Origin of the sequence: Streptomyces sp. NPDC008125 (genome assembly GCF_042957125.1) — a bacterium.
Lineage (GTDB): Bacteria > Actinomycetota > Actinomycetes > Streptomycetales > Streptomycetaceae > Streptomyces.
Map to the genome: position 1 here is coordinate 48,495 of NZ_JBIBHR010000020.1, position 16,609 is coordinate 65,103.

The 16,609-nt window shown below is 72.1% G+C and carries 14 protein-coding genes and 1 pseudogene; 7 read left to right on the forward strand and 8 right to left on the reverse strand.

Features of this window, described 5'->3' with window-relative positions; all coding sequences use genetic code 11:
* Position 1 precedes the first annotated feature (1 nt).
* A complete protein-coding gene (locus ACFZAX_RS28490; protein WP_390965154.1) occupies positions 2-661 on the forward strand; it encodes a pirin family protein in 660 nt (219 codons plus the stop codon).
* A 439-nt stretch (positions 662-1,100) separates the two neighbouring features.
* On the opposite strand, the gene ACFZAX_RS28495 is transcribed toward ACFZAX_RS28490, so the two are convergent.
* Positions 1,101-2,063 carry an NAD-dependent epimerase/dehydratase family protein gene (locus ACFZAX_RS28495; RefSeq protein ID WP_390965155.1) on the reverse strand — a complete coding sequence of 321 codons (963 nt, stop codon included), beginning with the start codon at positions 2,061-2,063 and terminating at the stop codon, positions 1,101-1,103.
* Between the two features lie 171 nt (positions 2,064-2,234).
* On the opposite strand from ACFZAX_RS28495, the gene ACFZAX_RS28500 reads away from it, so the two are divergent.
* Together ACFZAX_RS28500 and ACFZAX_RS28505 are read left to right on the forward strand one after the other, a co-directional pair.
* On the forward strand, positions 2,235-2,807 hold the full coding sequence (locus ACFZAX_RS28500; protein ID WP_390965156.1) for a TetR family transcriptional regulator: 573 nt from the start codon (positions 2,235-2,237) through the stop codon (positions 2,805-2,807).
* A gap of 188 nt (positions 2,808-2,995) precedes the next feature.
* A pseudogene (locus ACFZAX_RS28505) lies at positions 2,996-3,406 on the forward strand (DUF6892 domain-containing protein); the annotation flags it as partial.
* 87 nt (positions 3,407-3,493) lie between these two features.
* Here the strand turns inward: ACFZAX_RS28505 and ACFZAX_RS28510 are convergent.
* Positions 3,494-5,059, reverse strand: a complete 1,566-nt coding sequence (locus tag ACFZAX_RS28510) for a glycosyltransferase family 39 protein (protein WP_390965157.1) — start codon at positions 5,057-5,059, stop codon at positions 3,494-3,496.
* A gap of 205 nt (positions 5,060-5,264) precedes the next feature.
* Here ACFZAX_RS28510 and ACFZAX_RS28515 point away from each other — a divergent pair, with 205 nt between their 5' ends.
* Positions 5,265-5,681 (forward strand): ankyrin repeat domain-containing protein, encoded by a 417-nt coding sequence (locus ACFZAX_RS28515; protein WP_390965158.1) that lies wholly within the window; start codon positions 5,265-5,267, stop codon positions 5,679-5,681.
* A gap of 55 nt (positions 5,682-5,736) precedes the next feature.
* On the opposite strand, the gene ACFZAX_RS28520 is transcribed toward ACFZAX_RS28515, so the two are convergent.
* Complete coding sequence (locus ACFZAX_RS28520; RefSeq protein WP_390965159.1) at positions 5,737-6,594, reverse strand: serine hydrolase; 858 nt, start codon at positions 6,592-6,594, stop codon at positions 5,737-5,739.
* Positions 6,595-6,802: 208 nt separating this feature from the next.
* Between ACFZAX_RS28520 and ACFZAX_RS28525 the strand changes: the two genes are divergently transcribed.
* Positions 6,803-7,102, forward strand: coding sequence for an NIPSNAP family containing protein (locus ACFZAX_RS28525; RefSeq protein WP_390965160.1), 300 nt, complete (start codon positions 6,803-6,805; stop codon positions 7,100-7,102).
* Here the strand turns inward: ACFZAX_RS28525 and ACFZAX_RS28530 are convergent.
* The gene (locus tag ACFZAX_RS28530) at positions 7,096-10,662 is read right to left on the reverse strand and encodes a WD40 repeat domain-containing protein (protein WP_390965161.1); all 3,567 of its coding nucleotides are present in this window, start codon (positions 10,660-10,662) and stop codon (positions 7,096-7,098) included. The two genes, ACFZAX_RS28525 and ACFZAX_RS28530, sit on opposite strands and share 7 nt — an antisense overlap.
* A gap of 436 nt (positions 10,663-11,098) precedes the next feature.
* Between ACFZAX_RS28530 and ACFZAX_RS28535 the strand changes: the two genes are divergently transcribed.
* Complete coding sequence (locus tag ACFZAX_RS28535; RefSeq protein ID WP_390965162.1) at positions 11,099-11,443, forward strand: hypothetical protein; 345 nt, start codon at positions 11,099-11,101, stop codon at positions 11,441-11,443.
* A 141-nt stretch (positions 11,444-11,584) separates the two neighbouring features.
* Here ACFZAX_RS28535 and ACFZAX_RS28540 read toward each other — a convergent pair whose 3' ends face one another.
* Positions 11,585-12,217, reverse strand: a complete 633-nt coding sequence (locus ACFZAX_RS28540) for a TetR/AcrR family transcriptional regulator C-terminal domain-containing protein (protein WP_390965248.1) — start codon at positions 12,215-12,217, stop codon at positions 11,585-11,587.
* A gap of 78 nt (positions 12,218-12,295) precedes the next feature.
* On the opposite strand from ACFZAX_RS28540, the gene ACFZAX_RS28545 reads away from it, so the two are divergent.
* Positions 12,296-13,546 carry an FAD-dependent monooxygenase gene (locus ACFZAX_RS28545; RefSeq protein WP_390965163.1) on the forward strand — a complete coding sequence of 417 codons (1,251 nt, stop codon included), beginning with the start codon at positions 12,296-12,298 and terminating at the stop codon, positions 13,544-13,546.
* Positions 13,547-13,632: 86 nt separating this feature from the next.
* Here ACFZAX_RS28545 and ACFZAX_RS28550 read toward each other — a convergent pair whose 3' ends face one another.
* The 3 genes from ACFZAX_RS28550 to ACFZAX_RS28560 all read right to left on the reverse strand — a co-directional run bounded on the left by ACFZAX_RS28550 (position 13,633) and on the right by ACFZAX_RS28560 (position 16,540).
* Positions 13,633-14,448 (reverse strand): methyltransferase domain-containing protein, encoded by an 816-nt coding sequence (locus tag ACFZAX_RS28550; protein ID WP_390965164.1) that lies wholly within the window; start codon positions 14,446-14,448, stop codon positions 13,633-13,635.
* A gap of 425 nt (positions 14,449-14,873) precedes the next feature.
* On the reverse strand, positions 14,874-15,689 hold the full coding sequence (locus ACFZAX_RS28555; RefSeq protein WP_390965165.1) for a serine hydrolase: 816 nt from the start codon (positions 15,687-15,689) through the stop codon (positions 14,874-14,876).
* Between the two features lie 2 nt (positions 15,690-15,691).
* Positions 15,692-16,540: a DUF4118 domain-containing protein gene (locus ACFZAX_RS28560; RefSeq protein WP_390965166.1), complete on the reverse strand. Its 849-nt coding sequence runs from the start codon at positions 16,538-16,540 to the stop codon at positions 15,692-15,694.
* Positions 16,541-16,609: the final 69 nt, after the last annotated feature.

The following is a 16,609-nucleotide window of genomic DNA, read 5'->3' on the forward strand; positions in this document are numbered from 1 at the left end:
CGTGATGTCCGTACACCGCGCGCAGAGCCGGTACGAGGGCGGGGACCCGGCGGCGGGGATCGAGTCCCGGCACGCCTTCTCCTTCGGTTCCTTCTACGACCCCGACAACCTCCGCTTCGGCGCGGTCCTCGCCTGCAACGAGGAGCGCCTCGCCCCCGGGGCGGGCTTCGACGAACATCCGCACAGCCACACCGAGATCGTCACGTGGGTGGTGGAGGGCGAGCTCACCCACCGCGATTCGGCCGGTCACACCCGGGTGGTGCGCGCCGGTGACGTACAGCACCTCAGCGCGGCGGCCGGGGTCCGGCACGTCGAACGCAACGACGGCGACGCGCCCCTGACCTTCCTCCAGATGTGGCTGGCCCCGCTGGAGGCCGGTGGTGAGCCCGCGTACACCGTGGTCCCCGGCATCGCCGACTCCACCCCGTACGCCCTGCCCGCCGCCGGTGCGATGCTGCACGTCCGCCGGCTCACGGCGGGCGAGCGGGCGGCGGTCCCGGACGCGGTGCGCGCGTACGTCCACGTGGTGGCCGGCGAGGTGGCCCTCGGCGGCGAAGACCTCGGGCCGGGGGACTCGGCCCGGATCACCGGGGCGGAGGGGCTGGAGCTGCGGGCGGCGGAGGCGGGGGCGCAGGTGCTGGTGTGGGAGCTGGCGGGCTGAGCGGCTGAGGACCGGTCGGCCCGGCTTCCGGCCGGGCGGTGGTCCGCCGGTCCGGTGGTCCGCCGGTCCGGTGGTCCGCCGGTCCGCCGGTCCGCCGGTCCGGCGGTCCGGTGGTCCGCCGGTCCGGCGAGCGGGAGACCGACGGGCCGGGGCGTCGGCCACCGCGGACGCAGGACGCCGGGAGCGCGCGGCTCTCGAAGATACCGACCAGTTGACCGAAGAGAGGCTCCCACCGGACCCCTGGCGTCCGGGGCCGTCGAAGGCGTCCATGAGGACACGTCCGGGCGGGCGGGCCCGGAGCCGCCGGTCGACGGATCGGGCCCGCCCGGAGCGGTCGGACGGTGTGGGCTGTGCGGACGGTGTGGACGGTGTGGGCTGCCGGGCCGTGTGTGCCGTGCGGGCGGTACGGGTCGGGCGGTGCGATTCGGACGGGTTCCGCTCAGGCAGTCGGGTTCTTGAAGTAGTGCCCCTCGGCGAGGTCGTCGAGGAGGCCCGGCCCGGCCGGCCGCCAACCCAGCAGGGAGCGGGTGCGGTCGGCGGAGGCGGGGCTGTCGAGGGCGAGGATGTCGGCGAGCCAGGTGAAGTGTCCGGCCGCGTCGGCCGGATCCACGGAGGCCACCGGCACTCCGAGACGCTCCCCGATCACCTCGGCGACCACCCGGATCGGCACACCCTGGTCGCCGACGGCGTGCAGGGTCGAGCCGGCCGGGGCGCTCTCCAGCGCGAGGCGGAAGAGGCGCGCGGCGTCGTCCCGGTGCACGGCGGGCCAGCGGTTGGCGCCGTCACCGATGTAGCCGGAGACGCCCTTGGCGCGGGCGGTGGCGACCACTGTGGCGAGGAAGCCGTGGTCCCCGTCCCCGTGCACGGTCGGGGGCAGCCGTACGACCGAGGCCCGGACGTCACGGTCCGCGAAGGCGAGGGTCGCGTGGGAGTTGGCCAGACGGCCGGCCGGACCGCTTGCCGGGGCGTTCGCACCCGTCCCGCCCACCCGGCCGGAGGGCTGCCCGTCCTCGGGCTGCCCGTCCTCCTCGGTGGCGACCTGTCCCGGAGCGAGGCCGAGAATCCCGGCGGCGATCACCAGCGGGCGGCCGGAACCGGCAAGGGCCTCACCGAGGATGTCGATGGCGCGGCGGTCGGCCTCGGTGGCGGCGTCGAAGTCGCCGCTGAAAGCGAGGTCGTGCTTGAAGGCGAGGTGGATCACGCCGTCCGACTCGGCCGCCGCCTCGCGCAGCGTCTCCAGGTCGTCGAGCGAGCCGTGCCGCACCTCGGCGCCCGCCTCGGTGAGCGCGGCGGCGGAGGCGTCCGAGCGGGCGAGCCCGACCACCCGGTGGCCTGCGGCGATGAGCTCCGGGACGACCGCCGAGCCGATCCAGCCGGACGCGCCGGTGACGAATACACGCATGGGAGAACCTCCAGAGGGCCGGCCGCCCTGGTCGCGGACACCGTCGTGGACCCCGGTGGTGGGGGGACCTGGACACGGAACGCGACGGCCGACCCATTGATGTCAGTGACTGTCGTAACGCTCTCCAACGTACACCTGATGTCAGCAACTGTCATCACGTAGGATCGCGTCATGGGTCGATGGCAACCGAACGCACGTGAACGTCTGGGACAGGCGGCGCTGGAGCTGTACGGCGAGCACGGCTTCGAACAGACCACCGCCGCGCAGATCGCCGCCCGCGCCGGGCTCACCGAGCGGACCTTCTTCCGCCACTACGCGGACAAGCGCGAGGTGCTCTTCGGCGGCGCGCACCTGCTGGAGCAGGCCTTCGTGGACGCGCTCGCCGCCGCCCCGGAGACGGCCGCACCGATCGACGCGATGGCCTCGGCGCTGGAGGGCGTGGCCGCGTACTTCGCGGACCGCCGGGCGTTCGCCCGGCAGCGTCAGGCCGTCATCACGGCCAGCGCCGATCTCCACGAGCGCGAGCTCATCAAGCTCGCCACACTGGCCGCCGCGCTGACGGGGACGCTGCGCGAACGCGGCGTCCCGGAACCCGCCGCGAGCCTCACCGCGGAGGCGGGCATCGCCGTCTTCAAGGTCGGCTTCGAACGCTGGGTGGGCGGCTCCGACGACGAGGAGCGCCCCCTGCTGCACTTCCTGCGGGAGGCGCTCGGCGAGCTCAAGGCGGTGGCGGCGGGGGAGTAGCGGCCCGCGAACGGTGGGGTCGCGTGCCTCTCGGACGATCCCGAGTGCTCATCGTCCGGTCGGCCCGGGGCGGGAGTCCGCGGGCGAGCGCGGAAGCCGGTTCACCTACCGGGGCGGTGGCGGACTTCGTGCGAGGAAGCGGCGATCCCCCGAGCCGCTGACGGTCTACTCACCGACGACAGCTGCCGGTGAGCTGTTCGTCGACGACAGCGGCTGACGGTCTGCTCAGCGACCGCTCTTCCTGCTCCACCTTCACCGACTTCTACTCCAGGCTCCTCGTCGTCGAGAAGCTGATGTACTGGGACGAGACCCTGCGACCGGCATTCAGCATGCGCGAGCACATGAGGGCACGCGGGGTCGAGGACCTCGACGCCCACGTCGAGGAGAACGGTCGGGCGTACACCGTCCTCGCCGCCGTGGGGGAGCTGACTCCGGACGGCGGCCACCAGATCTCCATGGAGTGCGCCCCGGTCTGGGACGGCGAGGACGACCTCCTCGACGTGCACTTCCCCGAAGACCTGGACCTGTTGTCCAACCTCGAACTCGTCACCGGGAGCGATGCGCTGGAGCCCATGCTCCCGGGGGCGCTGGAGATCCTTGCGGCGCGGGGATCGCGACGCGCTTCTGAGGCGGGGTGCTCCCCGGTGCGACCACGCCCCCGACCACCGGGCGTCCGCTCTCGGGCCTCAGCCGTAGTGCCGCAGCTCCGGCCACAGCTCGCCCCAGGGACGGCGCGGGCCCGTGCAGACGTAGACGTGACCGCCCCACTCGACGTTGTGCACGCCGTTGGGATTGGAGAGGGTGGCCGCCGCGCGGACGTCACGGAAGTACCGGCGCAGATACGCGGTGTACCCGGGGGCGTGGTCCGGGCCCGGAGCGACGGCGACCACGGTCGTGGCGTGCGGGTTGCCCGGGCCCCACCACCAGTCGGTGTTGTGGGCGCTCACGGCGGTGGGCAGTCCGGTGCCGCGTCCGAGCTCGTTGATTGCGCCGGCCTCGCCGTAGTCCGCCGTGAAGATCACTGCGTCCGCGCGCTGTCCGGGCGGCAGCCCGTTCCACACCTGCCTCACAGTGCCGACCAGTTGGGTCCATCCCACCGATTCCCCCGAGTTGGTGTTGACGCCGTACGTCCAGCCCACCTGCGAGGGCGGCAGCACCGGCAGCACGAGCACGGCGATGAACGCGGCGGAGACGGCCATGCCCATCCGCAGGCCGCGCAGCCGGTCCGGGCGCTCGTACAGCCACCCGTCGCGCGCGACAGCCCCCGCCGCCAGCAGACACACGTACAGCCCGCCCAGATAGTAGATCTGCGCCCCGGTCGTCACGGCGAACACCACGAACAGCACGGCGTAAGAGATCACCAGGCACCGCCACAGCGGCCGGCCGGAGCGCCACAGGAACCGCAGGCCCGCCACCCACACCGTCAGCACCACCGGGCCGGCGATGGCGGCCTGGCCCACGATCCAGGTGAGGATGTTGCCCGGGCCGCCGTTCTTCGCGTTCAGTGCCCGCGTCATCGTGAACATGGCCCAGTCGTGGTGGGCCTGCCACCAGAGGTCCGGCAGCACGAGCAGCACGGCCACCGCCGCGCCCGCGAGCAGCCGGCGGTCGGCCACGGTCCGGCGGGCCGGGCCAAGCAGCACGGCGGCCAGCAGGACGATCCCGAAGATGGCCGCGAGGTGGTTGAACTCCGCGCCGACGCCCACCAGCACCCCTACGGCGAGCCACCACCGGGTATCGCCGGTGCGGTCGATCCGTACGACCACGAACGCGATCGCCGCCCACGCCAGCACCTCGTACGCAGTGGTGTTGGCCAGGTGAGCCCCACCGAGGAGCACGGGCATGATGCCGGTCGCGACCGCCGCCAGCACTTGGGTCCGCCGCGCCCCGCCGAACTCCCGCGCGGTCAGCCCGCCCACGACCACCGTGCCCGCCGCGGCCAGCGCGGGCCACAGGCGCAGGCCGGCCTCCGAGACACCGAACAGCGACAGCGAGACGCGGGCCAGCAACGGCGCCAGCACTGGCTGGTCCACATAGCTCGCCCGGAGGTGCCTCGCGCTGTCGAGGAAGTACAACTCGTCGGCGTGGAGGCCGTAGCGCGTGGAGAACGCCATCAGCACGGCGAACACCACGCCCGCTGCGACGAACACCCTTCGGTCCAGCAGGCCGACGGGCGGGCCGGGCCGCGCGTTCGTCTTCGCCGCCCGTCCCGTCCGTCCCGTCTGCTGCTCCGAGTCCGCCTCGTCCGTCATACCCGCCCCCGGTTTCCCGCCCCACCCGGTCCCGGTTTTGAACCCGGGGCTCGGCCTGCGGCCCCACTCTCCGTACCGCCCCTACGGATCCCCGGCGGCGCTTGCACTCTACGTACCGCACCATGGGCCGTGAAGCGCCTTATGCCGTAAAGAAGTTGCCCACTGATGCCAATGCCGACCGGCTGCAGGGCTACGCTCCGCACCCATGAACCGAAGACGGTCCAAGAAGCTGTCGACGAAGCTGGTCGGCGCGGCCCTGACCGGTGACACCGCGCGCATCCACACGCTCCTGCGCGCCGGAGCCGATCCGGAGGTGCCCGACCAGGACGGCACCACCCCGCTGTACTCGGCCTCGGTCCAGGGCGACGCGGGTGCCGTCGAAACCCTCCTGCGGGCCGGTGCCGCCCCGGACGCCGAGAGCGGCCACGGCAGCGAGGGAACGCCCCTGTGCGCGGCCGCCTGTTGGGGCCACGCGGACGTCGTACGCGTACTCCTCGCAGCCGGCGCGGACCCGCACCTCCGCGAGGACCACGGGACGGGCCTGACGCCACTCGAATGGGCGAGGAGGGGGCCCTGGCCGGAGACGGTCGTGCTGCTGGAGGCTGCGGAAGCCGACTGTTGACCGAGCGCCGTGCTCGGCGGCGAACAGGGGCGACGCGGCGCACTCCACGCGTGGCTCATGTGTCGCCCCGCCGTTCGGCGGAGTGCCCCGGCACGGCCTTCCGGAGGAGTTCGGGTCCGAGTCTGTCGGTACGGTCCGACCGGCCGGTGAGGCGGTGGACCAGAGCCCATCTGCCGTCCTGTGTGGCGCCGGTGAAGACGGAGGCGTCGCCGGTCGCGCCGTTGTGCCAGAGCACGGTGCCGGCCCGCCGCCAGGACAGAGCGGGCTCCCCGAGTCTCCGCTCGACGAGGAGCGCGGTCACCAGGCAGGCGGCTGCCCTCGGGGTGGCCCAGAGCCCGCCGGCGGGGAGGATGGCACCGGTCATGGTCCAGGGTCGACGGGGGCGGCCGAACAGCCCGCTACTGTGCAGGCGCCTGTCCGGAGGTGGAGCGACGGCCATCTCGGTGATGCCCAGCGGGCCGAGCACGTAGTGGTGCAGGAGCTCTTCGTAGGGCAGGCCCGCAGCGGACGTCAACGCGGCCCCGAGAACGGCGTATCCGAGATTGGAGTACTCCTCGGTGTCGCCGGGAGCAGTGGTGGTAAGGGCGTCGAGCCTCTGGAGCGTGGCGTGCAGGGCGGCAGCGTCGAAATCTGCATACGGGTCACGCCGCTTGATTCCCGGAGGGAGCCGGGGAAGACCTGAGGTGTGCTGGGCGAGATGCCTCAGGGTGATGCCGGTGCCCGCTGGGACGGGAAGTAACCGCTCGAGCGGCGTGTCCAGTTGGAGCACGTCCTCCGACACCATCCGGGCCAGTGCCGTGCCGGTGAGCACCTTGCTCAGCGACCCGATCTGTACGTATGCGTCCAGGGCGTGCCCGTGGAGTGTCCGAGGCGCTTCGCCGCTGCTGAGGATGCAGGCGGGGGTGGGGCGCACGAGAGGCCTTTCGGGGGAGGGATGCGAGAGGGCGGGGCGCCGTCGGTGACGGATGAGCTCCGGAACTCGTTGGCTCGACCGGATGCTTGCGACGTACGCGGTGGCGGATGAGCGAGGTCGGGTTTCCCTCTGCCCGGAGCGCCCGACAGGTCGGCCCGGACTATGCTCGCAGGTCGCAACACTCAGGACTCCGGGAAGGACACCGTTCATGCCCAAGAGCACGCAACTTCGCACCTACATCGTGCGCGACGGTCTGCTTGACGAGTGGGTGCGGCGCTGGGAGTCGGACATCGTGCCGCTGCGGCTGGAGTTGGGGTTCGAGATCGGCGGGGCCTGGGTCGACCGGGAGCGCAACCACTTTGTGTGGCTGATCTCCTACGACGGACCGGAGACCTTCGCGGAACGCAATGCCCTGTACTGGTCGTCGCCCGCCCGCAAGGCCATGGGCCTCAACCCTGACGACTATCTGGTGAGCACCGACGACCGGACGGTGGAGCAGCGCTACTGAGCGGCTGCCGTCATGCCGTCGTTCAGCGGCAGCAGGTGACGACGGCGTTCGTCCTGGGTCAGCGTTCGGAACACCCGGCCCCGGGCGTGGGCCTCAAGGCGGTCGTAGTCGGGGAATGCCGGCCAGATGCGCGCCGTCCCGTCGAACGAAGCAGTCAGCAGGCGTGCGCTGTGCCGGGACCAGGCGACAGAGGCCACCTTGTCCTGGTGGACGCCGACGACCGCGATCTCCTCGAAGGTGGAGGCCGACCAGACACGAACCGTGCGGTCGTCCGAGCCCGTGGCGACGTACTGGCCGTCGGGGGACCAGGCCACCGCTCGGACCCGGCCCTCGTGCCCCCTCAGCACCTCGACGCGCCGGCCGGTGGCCACATCCCACACCGCAGCGGTCCAGTCCCCGGACGCGGTGACGACCTGTTGCTCGCTCGGTGCCCAAGAGACGTCGTCCACGTAGTTCTCATGACCGCGCAGAACGGTGAGTTCCCGGCTCTCCGCGACATCCCACAAGCGGCACGTGCGGTCGTCGGACGCGCTCGCCAGGTACCGGCCCCCCGCGGACCAGGCGATACGCCCCACCCAGTCCTGGTGGCCTGTCAGTACGGTCAGTTCTTCCCCGGTGTCCGCCCGCACCCGTACGGTGCCGTCGTGCCCGCCCGTCGCGATGCGGTCCCCCTGCGGAGACCAGGCGCACGCTTCGACGACCTCGCCCCGCGACTCGGCCAGCGTGGCGCCCGTCCCGTCCGCGATCCGGAAGAGACCGTCGTTGGTGGTGAAGGCGAGTCGGTTGTGCAGCGATGACCACGCGACGCTCCACACCCGGTCTCCGAGCACAGTCGGCGTGCCCGCCGGAGCACCGTCGGCGGCATTCCAGACCCTGACGGTGCCGTCGTCGGACGCGGTCGCGAAGCGGCGCTCGTCGGCGGACCAGACCGCCTGGTTCACCGGGCCCCCATGACCGTGGGCAGCGACCGTCTCGGCACCTCGTGGGTAGAGATCCCACACGCTCGCGGTCCCGTCGGTCGAGCTCGTGGCGAGCTGAGCTCCCGTCGGCGACCAGGCCACGCCCCACACCGTGTCGGAGTGTCCGCGGAGCACGGCGAGTGTCTTGGCGTCGTCGGCACGGACGAGGCGCACCGTGTGGTCGGAGGATGCGGAAGCGAGTATCCGGCTGTCCTGCGACCAGGCGAGATTCCATACGTAGTCCGAGTGCCCACGCACCAGCAGCTTCAGCGCCCCGGTCCGGGCGTCCCAGATACGGGCGGTGTGATCGCCGGAGCCCGTGGCAATGGACTCCCCGTCCGGCGACCAGGCGATGCCTTCGACGAAGTCCGAGTGGCCGGTCAACGTGAGGACGGAGGCTCCGGAAACCACGTCCCACAAGATCGCCGTCTGGTCGTGGGACGCGGAGGCGACGCGCGTGCTGTCCGGTGACCAGGTGATGCCCCACGTGTCGTCCCGGTGGCCACGCAACTCCTTCACGAGAGAGCCGGTTGCGGCGCTCCATACCCGTACGACGTGGTCCTTCGAGGTGGCCGCGACAGAGCCGCCGTCGGGCGACCACGCCACCTGCCGGACGATGTCCGTCGCCCCGGTCAGGAGTCGGACGGGTTCCCCGGAGAGCGCGTCCCAGACGCGCACGACTCTCTCCCGGCCCGCTGTCGCGATCTGTTCGGAGTCCGGGGACCAGGCGACCGACTCGACCATCGCGCCACCGGAGGACAGGACGAGCAGCGGACGGCCCGTACCCGCGTCGAAGATACGGGCGGTGCCGTCCCGGGACGCGGTGGCCAGCCGCCGGCCGTCGGGGGACCAGGCGATGTGGCGGACCGTGTCGGTGTGCTCGTTCAGACGGATGCGGTGGTGGCTCGAGGCCAGCGCCGCCATGAGACCCCGACGGGCCGCAGGCGTTGGCGTGCACTCGTCGAGCGCCGCCAGGGAGAGAAGTATCGCCTGTTCGGGATGGCTGTCCGCGGTGCCGAGCGCGTGCCGGCCGATGTTCTCGGAGAGCCGGCCGAGGTAGGCGAGGTCACGCCGCTGGGAGTGCTGGACCAGCGTGCGGACAGGCTGAGAGGCTTGGCCCGCCTCGTCGAGCACCACCAGGCGCCGCTGGGCGAGCGTGAGCCGCTCGCCCGTGAGGAGGTAGTCGTCGCTGCGACCGGACTGCTCCCAGTCCTGGGCCCACCGTTCGAGCTCCACGCGTTCCCGCAACTGCTCGATACGAGACTCGACCTCCTGCCGCAGGGGAGCCCACTGGCGGAACAGCGCTTCGTGCGTCACCTGCGCGTAGGGAAGTTGACCGGAAAGCACGTCACCCTGCGCGGCGGAGACAAGGAGCCGCGCATCGATGAAGGCATCCACCACACGCCGCTCACGGGTGGTGAGATCGGCCAGCTCGACCCGCTCACGGGCCACGTCCTGGCCTTGGACAGTGACGAACCGCAGGAGTACGCGAAGAACGAAGTCGATACCGTCGTCCGGGCCCAGAGCGGCAACCGTCTGGTCCGCCTGTCGCGCGAGAGCACCGGCGACCCCACCGAGGCTGCGGTGGAGCTCCGGGGTGACGGTCTCTCCCGGGCCGGAGGCGAAGTACAACTCCTGCAGGAGATAGGCGAGAAGGGGCAGAGCATCGTCCGTCGCGGCCTCTTCCACGATGGTGTCCACCACGCCCGGAGCGAAGGTGAGACCCACCAGCGCACCTGGTCGCTCCACCACCTGGGCGAACTGGCTTCGGGCCAATGCGCCCAGGGCGATCGGATGCTGAAAGAGATCGGCGTGCCGGGTGGCGAGGATCCGGCCCAGGAAGTCCACCCGGACGGTGACCAGCACATGGACCCCGGGGTCTTGGTCCAGACACGAGCGGAGAAGGTCGAGGAAGTGGGTCTGTTCCCGTTCGCCGGCGAGGGTGAGGATCTCCTCGAACTGGTCGACCACGAGAAGGAGGCGCCGGAACCGGCCGACGCGCAGCCGGGCCAGCTCACTCCTCAGCGCGTCCGGCCCCTGTCGCAGGCGCCGTAGGACCATGCTTGCCGGTTCCTGGTCGCCGTTCGCGGCAGCCAAGGCGGAGGCGAGCGAGCCGAGCGGATTCGGGCCGGGGGAGAACGCGGGCACGAGGGTCCACCGCCGCCCGTGCAGCCGCGGAATCACCCCCGCCCTGACCAACGAGGATTTGCCGCTCCCGGAAGCACCGACGAGTGTCAGGAAGCGATCGGCCGGCCGCTCCGACGAAGCGTGCAGGGTGCGTGCCAGATCGGCTGCCAGAGCCTCACGTCCGAAGAAGACGGCCGCCTCCTCCTCCACGAAGGAATCCAGCCCGGGGTAAGGAACCCGGTCACGTGGCCAATCGACCGATGGAGGGGGAGGGTTCTCCAGCCGGTACACGATGACCTGGCCGACGACCATGGCGACGAGCAGGACGCCGATGGCCGGCACGGACGCGTGCTGGATGACCTTCAGCAGCCAGGGGCTGTCCTCGACATTGGTGGCGTAGTTGGTGACGATGCCGAACAGGCTCGCGACCAGAACCAGCACGATTTGCAGCGCGAGCTGTAAGCGATGCCTCATGCCGCAACGACCGGTGGCAGGTCGGATTTACGCACCATCGCTTGTCCTCCGCTCGGGGCCGCAACCGGCATCATCGAGCCTTGGCTGGTCGGGATCAACAAGGCATGCCGAATCAGGCCAGCGGGCCCCTACGCAGCCGACGAACAAGCCGGCACGACCGGGCTGTGCGGGACCTTGCTGTCGCGGACGGGGATGGAGGAGCAGATGTCGGCCACTTTCGAGGCAGCCGCCGCCCGTATTTCCGCTGTAACTGGAACTGGGCGGACATCATGGCAAAGCTCAAGTCGGCTCTGTGGAAGACCCCTTACGGCCCGCTGCCCTTCTCCTCCAAGATCGGCGACCAGGACCTGGCCAGCCCCTTCGTCAGCGGGTTCGAACTCCCGGCGCGCCTGGCGGCAGGCGACACCGCGAACGCGGAGGAGCTCCTGCACGACGTGTGGGGCCACATGATCGCCCCCCGGCCCCGACCGGACCGGGACCATGTGGGAGAACATCTCCGGCAGCTACGGCACCCCCGGCCTGGGGGGCGGGGGCGAGCCTGTCCCACGGGTGGTCCACGGCCCCGACGTCCGCGCTTCTGACCATCGACGTCCCCAAGGGCACCAGCGGCACCATCGCCGTCCCGGTCGCCGGCCGGGACAGCACCGTCACCGTCAACGGCAATGTGGTGTGGCGCCACGGCACCTTCACCGCAGCGGCCGGGGTCACCGGCGCCGTCTTCGCCTCCAATCACGTCCACCTGAAGGTGAAGCAGCACGGCAGCTACGAGGTCGCCGCGTGAGGTCGCGGCACCCGGGCCGGGGCCGGTCCGGGTGCCGCGACCGCGACCGCGACCGCGCCCTCGGCCGACCGTGGTCCGGGGCGACCGGCGCATCGGCCGCCCGAGGAACTGACCGCCCCGGGGTGCACCGTCCGCCCGTCGTCAGCGGTCGTTCGACGACCGGGGCGCCCCGCGTTCCGGTGCGGTGCGCTGTTTCAGGCCGCCCAGGATCAGGGCGAGACCCGCCTCGAACGCGGACTCGTGACTGATCACCGGCACGTCCGCTTCAGGTGCGTCGGCCCCCGGCACCTCCGCCGCCGTCTCCGCCCCCGATCCGGCTGTGCCCGAGCCGGGGTCCGCCTGCTCCTCCAGGACACTGCCGACCGTGAAGCGGCCGGCGGCCAGCATCGCCATCTGTGCGTCGCGCTCGGGCACGCCGGAGGCGAGGAGGAACTCCATCTTCCGGCGGATCCGGTCGAGATCGCCGGCCGGGGTGGTCCCCGCGTGAAGCCGTGCGCCGTCCCGGCGCATCAGCAGGGTGCGCCGGAAGCTGCGGGTGTTCTCCAGGAACCAGTCGCGCCAGTCGTCCCCGGGTGCCGGCAGCGGCTGCGCGGCGTGGGGCGCCATGGCCGCCTCCGCCATGGCGGCCAGGAGGTCCTTCTTGGTGCGGAAATGCCAGTAGAGCGAAGGCTGCTCGACGCCCAGGCGCTTCGCCAGCCGCCTCGTGCTGACGGCGTCCAGCCCGACTTCGTCGAGCAGACCGAGCGCCTCGGTGATGACGGTCTCGCGGTTCATCTTGGTCACGTTGACAATCTATCGCTGATAGATGACGCTGAAAAGAAACCATTCACTGATAGATTTTGGGGTGAGGCCATGATCACGCGGTCGGGAACACCGTCCTTGCGCGTCCTCGTCGCCGGAGGCGGGGTCGCGGGCCAGGCCGTCGCGTTCTGGCTCACGCGGGGCGGCCACCGGGTGACCGTCGCCGAGCGCTTCCCGGCGCTGCGCGCCACCGGGGCCCAGGTGGACCTGCGGGGGCAGGGCATCGAGGCCGTGGACCGGATGGGCCTCCTCGACGCCGTGCGCGACGCGCTCGTGGACGAGGCAGGTGTCGCCTTCGTCGACGCCCGCGGCAGGGCCAGGGCGACGATCATGGCCAACACGTCCGGAAGAGGCCGGCAGACCCTCACGTCCGCGTACGAGATCATGCGCGGTGACCTGGTGCGCATCCTCCACGACGCGACCAAGGACGATACCGAGTACGTCTTCGGCACGAGCGTGGACGGCTTCGAGCAGGACGAGCACAAGGTCGTCGCCCACTTCTCCGACGGCTCGTCCGGAGAGTTCGACCTTCTGATCGGCGCGGACGGGCAAGGATCACGCATCCGGCGGACACTCCTGCCGCAGGGCTTCGACCCGTACTGGCGCGTCGGCATCCACATGGCCTACTGGTTCGTCCCGCGCATCGCCTCCGACAGCAACATCCGGGACACCTACATGGTCCCGGGAGGCCGCCAGATCATGCGCCGCAGCCACAACGCGACCGAGACCCAGGTGTACTTCGTGCTGCGGGAGGAGTCCGAGGAAGCCTCCGCGGTCCACCGCGCACCCGTCGAGCGCCAACAGGAGTTCTGGGCCGACCGGTTCCGCGACGCGGGCTGGCAGACCGGGCGCTTCGTCGAGTCCATGAGCACCAGCCCGTTCTTCTACTCCCAGGAGATCGCCCAGGTACGTACCGACACCTGGTCCGGGGGCCGCGTGGTGCTGGCCGGGGATGCCGCCCACTGCGCCTCCCCCTACAGCGGCATGGGCGTCTCCGGCGGTCTGGTCGGCGCCCACGTCCTGGCCGGCGAGATCAACCGCCACCCCGGCGACCTGCCGACCGCCTTGGCGGACTACGACAGGACGCTGCGCCCCTTCGTCGACGAGATCCAGGCCGAGGTCAACCCGCGTCTGCTGCGCCTGGGTCTGCCGATGAGCCGGGGTGCGATCGAGGCCTTCCAGGCCACCACCGCACTCGCCTGCTTCCTCCGCGTCCCGGAACTCGCCGCGCGCCTCTCGAACGAAGACCGCGGCGGCGACTGGCGGCTCCCCGCCGACCCGGCACCGGTCGGCGCCGCGTGAAACCCGGCGACCGAAATCCGGCGGCACGAAACCTCGCCGCGTGTATCCCGCAGGGCGGCCGAGCCCGGGGAGTCCCCACCGGGCCACTACGCGGGCTTCCACCCCCACGCCGTGAGCATCCCGGCCGACAGCGCGGCGCACTCGTCGGAGACCAGGTAGCGGACCGCCGCGTCGACGGCCGCGTCGTCCACCAGTCCGGTGGCGAGCATCGCGGGCCTGCTCCGCTCCCACGTGTCGGCCCAGAAGCGGCTGATGGGGCTCCCCGGCCGGAGCGGCGGTACGTGGATTTCGGCGGCGACGGGCTCAAGTCCCGCCCCGCGCAACAGGTGCGGGTACGACGGCACCCAGGAGACGTCGGTGCCGATCGAGTCCCGGAGCCCTTGCCACATCGCCCGCATCGCCGTGGTGTACGGGGTTCCGGGCGTACGGTCGCTCGTCAGGTCCACCGCGTCGCTGAGCACCAACACGCCTCCCGGTGCGACGAGTTCGGTCAACGCGGTGATCAGGTTCTCGTGCTCGGCCAGGTGCATCAGGACGAAGCGCGCGTGGACGAGGTCGTACGTGCCGGAGACGAACCCGCGGGCGGTGATGTCGGCCTCCACGAGGTCGAGCCCGGGGACCGGCCGCTCGCCGAGGAACCGTACGTCGCGGTCGACGGCGAGCACGCTCTCCACCCCGGCCTCGCCCAGCAGTCGGCGGGAGACCGTGCCCGTGCCCGCACCCACGTCGAGGCAGCGCCACCCCGGACCGGCGCCGAGCGCCCGCAGCCGCGCCAGGGTGATGTCGTCGTAGGCGAGGGCTCCGAAGTCGATGCGCTCCCCCTCGCCCGCCTGCTCGGGGCGGAAATACGCCTCGCCGTAACGGCCGCCCTCCGAGGCGCCCCCGATCGGCGCGGCGCTCACGCCGTCACCGGCGTCGGGCAGGGGGCCCCGGGACCGTAGGGACCGACGGGTTCCGGAGACGGACGGCGGGCGGGGGGAGGGGACGACAGGGTGACGGCAAGGTGGGGCATGACCGGGCCTTTCCACGCGGTGGAGGGTGGGGGCGGCCCGTCATCAGGACCACGACTCCGCCCCACCGAATCCTCCACAGGCGCCCGCCCACCCGGCCGAGGCGCGCCGGACCCGAGAGCCTGTCGGGTGACCACGACCGGGCGGCAGCCCTGCCGGTGGGCCCCTGCCCGGCCCCTGCCTCCTGCCCGGCCCCTGCCTCCGGCTGGTCCTGCCTCCGGCCGGTCCTGCCTCCGGCTGGTCCTGCCTCGTGCCGGCCCCTGCCTCCTGCCGGCCCCTGCCTCCGGCCGGTCCTGCCTCCCGCCGGCCCTGCCTCCCTACCGGCCGACCTCGGCCAGCACCGCGTCCGTGAACGGCGTCCACACCTCGGCGGCCCACGGGCCGAAGGCTCGGTCGGTCAGGGCGACGCAGGCGACGCCCGCGACCGGGTCGATCCAGAGGAACGTGCCGGACTGGCCGAAGTGACCGAAGGTCGCCGGGGACGAGGTGGCGCCCGTCCAGTGCGGGGACTTGGAGTCGCGGATCTCGAAGCCGAGGCCCCAGTCGTTGGGGTTCTGGTGGCCGTACCCGGGGAGCACGCCCTTGAGCCCGGGATGCACGACGGTCTGCGCCTCCAGCACCGTGCGCGGGTCGAGCAGCCGGGGCGCCTGCACCTCGGCGACGAAGCGGACCAGGTCGGCCACGGTCGAGACGCCGTCCTTGGCGGGCGAGCCGTCGAGGGCGGTCGACGCCATTCCCAGCGGTTCGAGGACGGCCTCGCGGGCGTAGTCGGCGAAGGGGATGCCGGACGCCTTAGCGATGTGCTCGCCGAGGACCTCGAACCCCGCGTTGGAGTAGAGCCGCCGGGTACCGGCCGGGGCCGTCACCCGGTGCTCGTCGAAGGCGAGGCCGCTGGTGTGGGCGAGCAGATGGCGGACGGTCGAGCCCTCGGGACCGGCCGGTTCGTCCAGCTCCACGGCGCCTTCCTCGTACGCCACGAGCGCCGCGTACGCCGCCAGCGTCTTCGTCACGGAGGCGAGGGGGAAGCGGTGCGCGGTGTCGCCGCGCGTACCGAGGACGGTGCCGTCCGCGCGTACGACGGCGGCTGCCGCGGTGGGGACGGGCCAGTTCTCGATCAACGCCAGGCTCTGCATGGTTACGAGGGTAGAGGCAGCGGACCCGCGTCCCGGAGCGGGGTCGGCGGCGCCGCGGCGGCCTGGGCGGCCAGGCCGACGGCGACGAGGCGCGCCTCCAGGGGCGGCGGTACGGCACCCGGCGGGGGCGTCAGGACGAACCGCCCCAGGCAGCGGTCGAGCACCGTGACCCGGAGCTCGACCTCGCCGTCCGGCCAGCCCTGCCGGTCCACGTCCCAGGGAGAGCCCGGCACCCGCACGCTCCCGTCCGGGGCGAGGACCGACGGCTGACCCACGGGTTCGGTGTGCACGAAATCGTGCGCGAAGTCGTGCGGGAGACCGTGCGCCAGGCCGTGCGCGACCTCGCGTTCGACGGGGCGCTCGGCGCCGTACTCGAAGCGGCACTCGCGCAGCTCCAGGACGTCCACCAGCTCCTGCCGGACGCGGTCCATCACGGCGTCGGCGGACGCGCCGGTCCTGCCCGGCCCCGTCGTACGGTGCCGCCGGTCCAGGTGGGAGGCGCCCGTGAAGGCGAACCGGCGCAGGACGAGGGTCCGCGCGGCACGCCGCGACACGACCGGCCCGACCACCAGGAGCAGCACGGCCGTCCCGATGCCGGCACCGGCGTCGATGCCGAGGCTCTCGAACGGCTCGGCGTGGAAGAAGTCGAACCACGCGGCGGACGACAGCGCGGCCACGGCACCCGCGAGGCGGCTCCCGAGCGCCGCCACGGCCCCGACCACGACGCCGAGGAGCAGCGCCCCGTTCGTGCTGGTGATGTCGGCACGGACGGGGATGAGGACCAGCGCCAGGAGCAGCGGGGCGAACACCCCGGACAGCACGGCGACCACGTCCCGCAGGCCGGACCTCATGACGTGCCTCGCAGAACTCGAAGGAACCCGTGGTCCCGGCTTCGGCCCCGTGCGGCGGGTACGGCATGC

Bases quoted from the DNA above. Each gene is read 5' to 3' on its own strand.
- ACFZAX_RS28545 (WP_390965163.1), top strand. From the start codon at position 12,296: ATGATCACGCGGTCGGGAACACCGTCCTTGCGCGTCCTCGTCGCCGGA.
- ACFZAX_RS28555 (WP_390965165.1), bottom strand. From the start codon at position 15,689: ATGCAGAGCCTGGCGTTGATCGAGAACTGGCCCGTCCCCACCGCGGCA.
- ACFZAX_RS28560 (WP_390965166.1), bottom strand. From the start codon at position 16,540: ATGAGGTCCGGCCTGCGGGACGTGGTCGCCGTGCTGTCCGGGGTGTTC.
- ACFZAX_RS28525 (WP_390965160.1), top strand. From the start codon at position 6,803: ATGCCCAAGAGCACGCAACTTCGCACCTACATCGTGCGCGACGGTCTG.
- ACFZAX_RS28510 (WP_390965157.1), bottom strand. From the start codon at position 5,059: ATGACGGACGAGGCGGACTCGGAGCAGCAGACGGGACGGACGGGACGG.
- ACFZAX_RS28500 (WP_390965156.1), top strand. From the start codon at position 2,235: ATGGGTCGATGGCAACCGAACGCACGTGAACGTCTGGGACAGGCGGCG.
- ACFZAX_RS28530 (WP_390965161.1), bottom strand. From the start codon at position 10,662: ATGAGGCATCGCTTACAGCTCGCGCTGCAAATCGTGCTGGTTCTGGTC.
- ACFZAX_RS28495 (WP_390965155.1), bottom strand. From the start codon at position 2,063: ATGCGTGTATTCGTCACCGGCGCGTCCGGCTGGATCGGCTCGGCGGTC.
- ACFZAX_RS28515 (WP_390965158.1), top strand. From the start codon at position 5,265: ATGAACCGAAGACGGTCCAAGAAGCTGTCGACGAAGCTGGTCGGCGCG.
- ACFZAX_RS28540 (WP_390965248.1), bottom strand. From the start codon at position 12,217: ATGAACCGCGAGACCGTCATCACCGAGGCGCTCGGTCTGCTCGACGAA.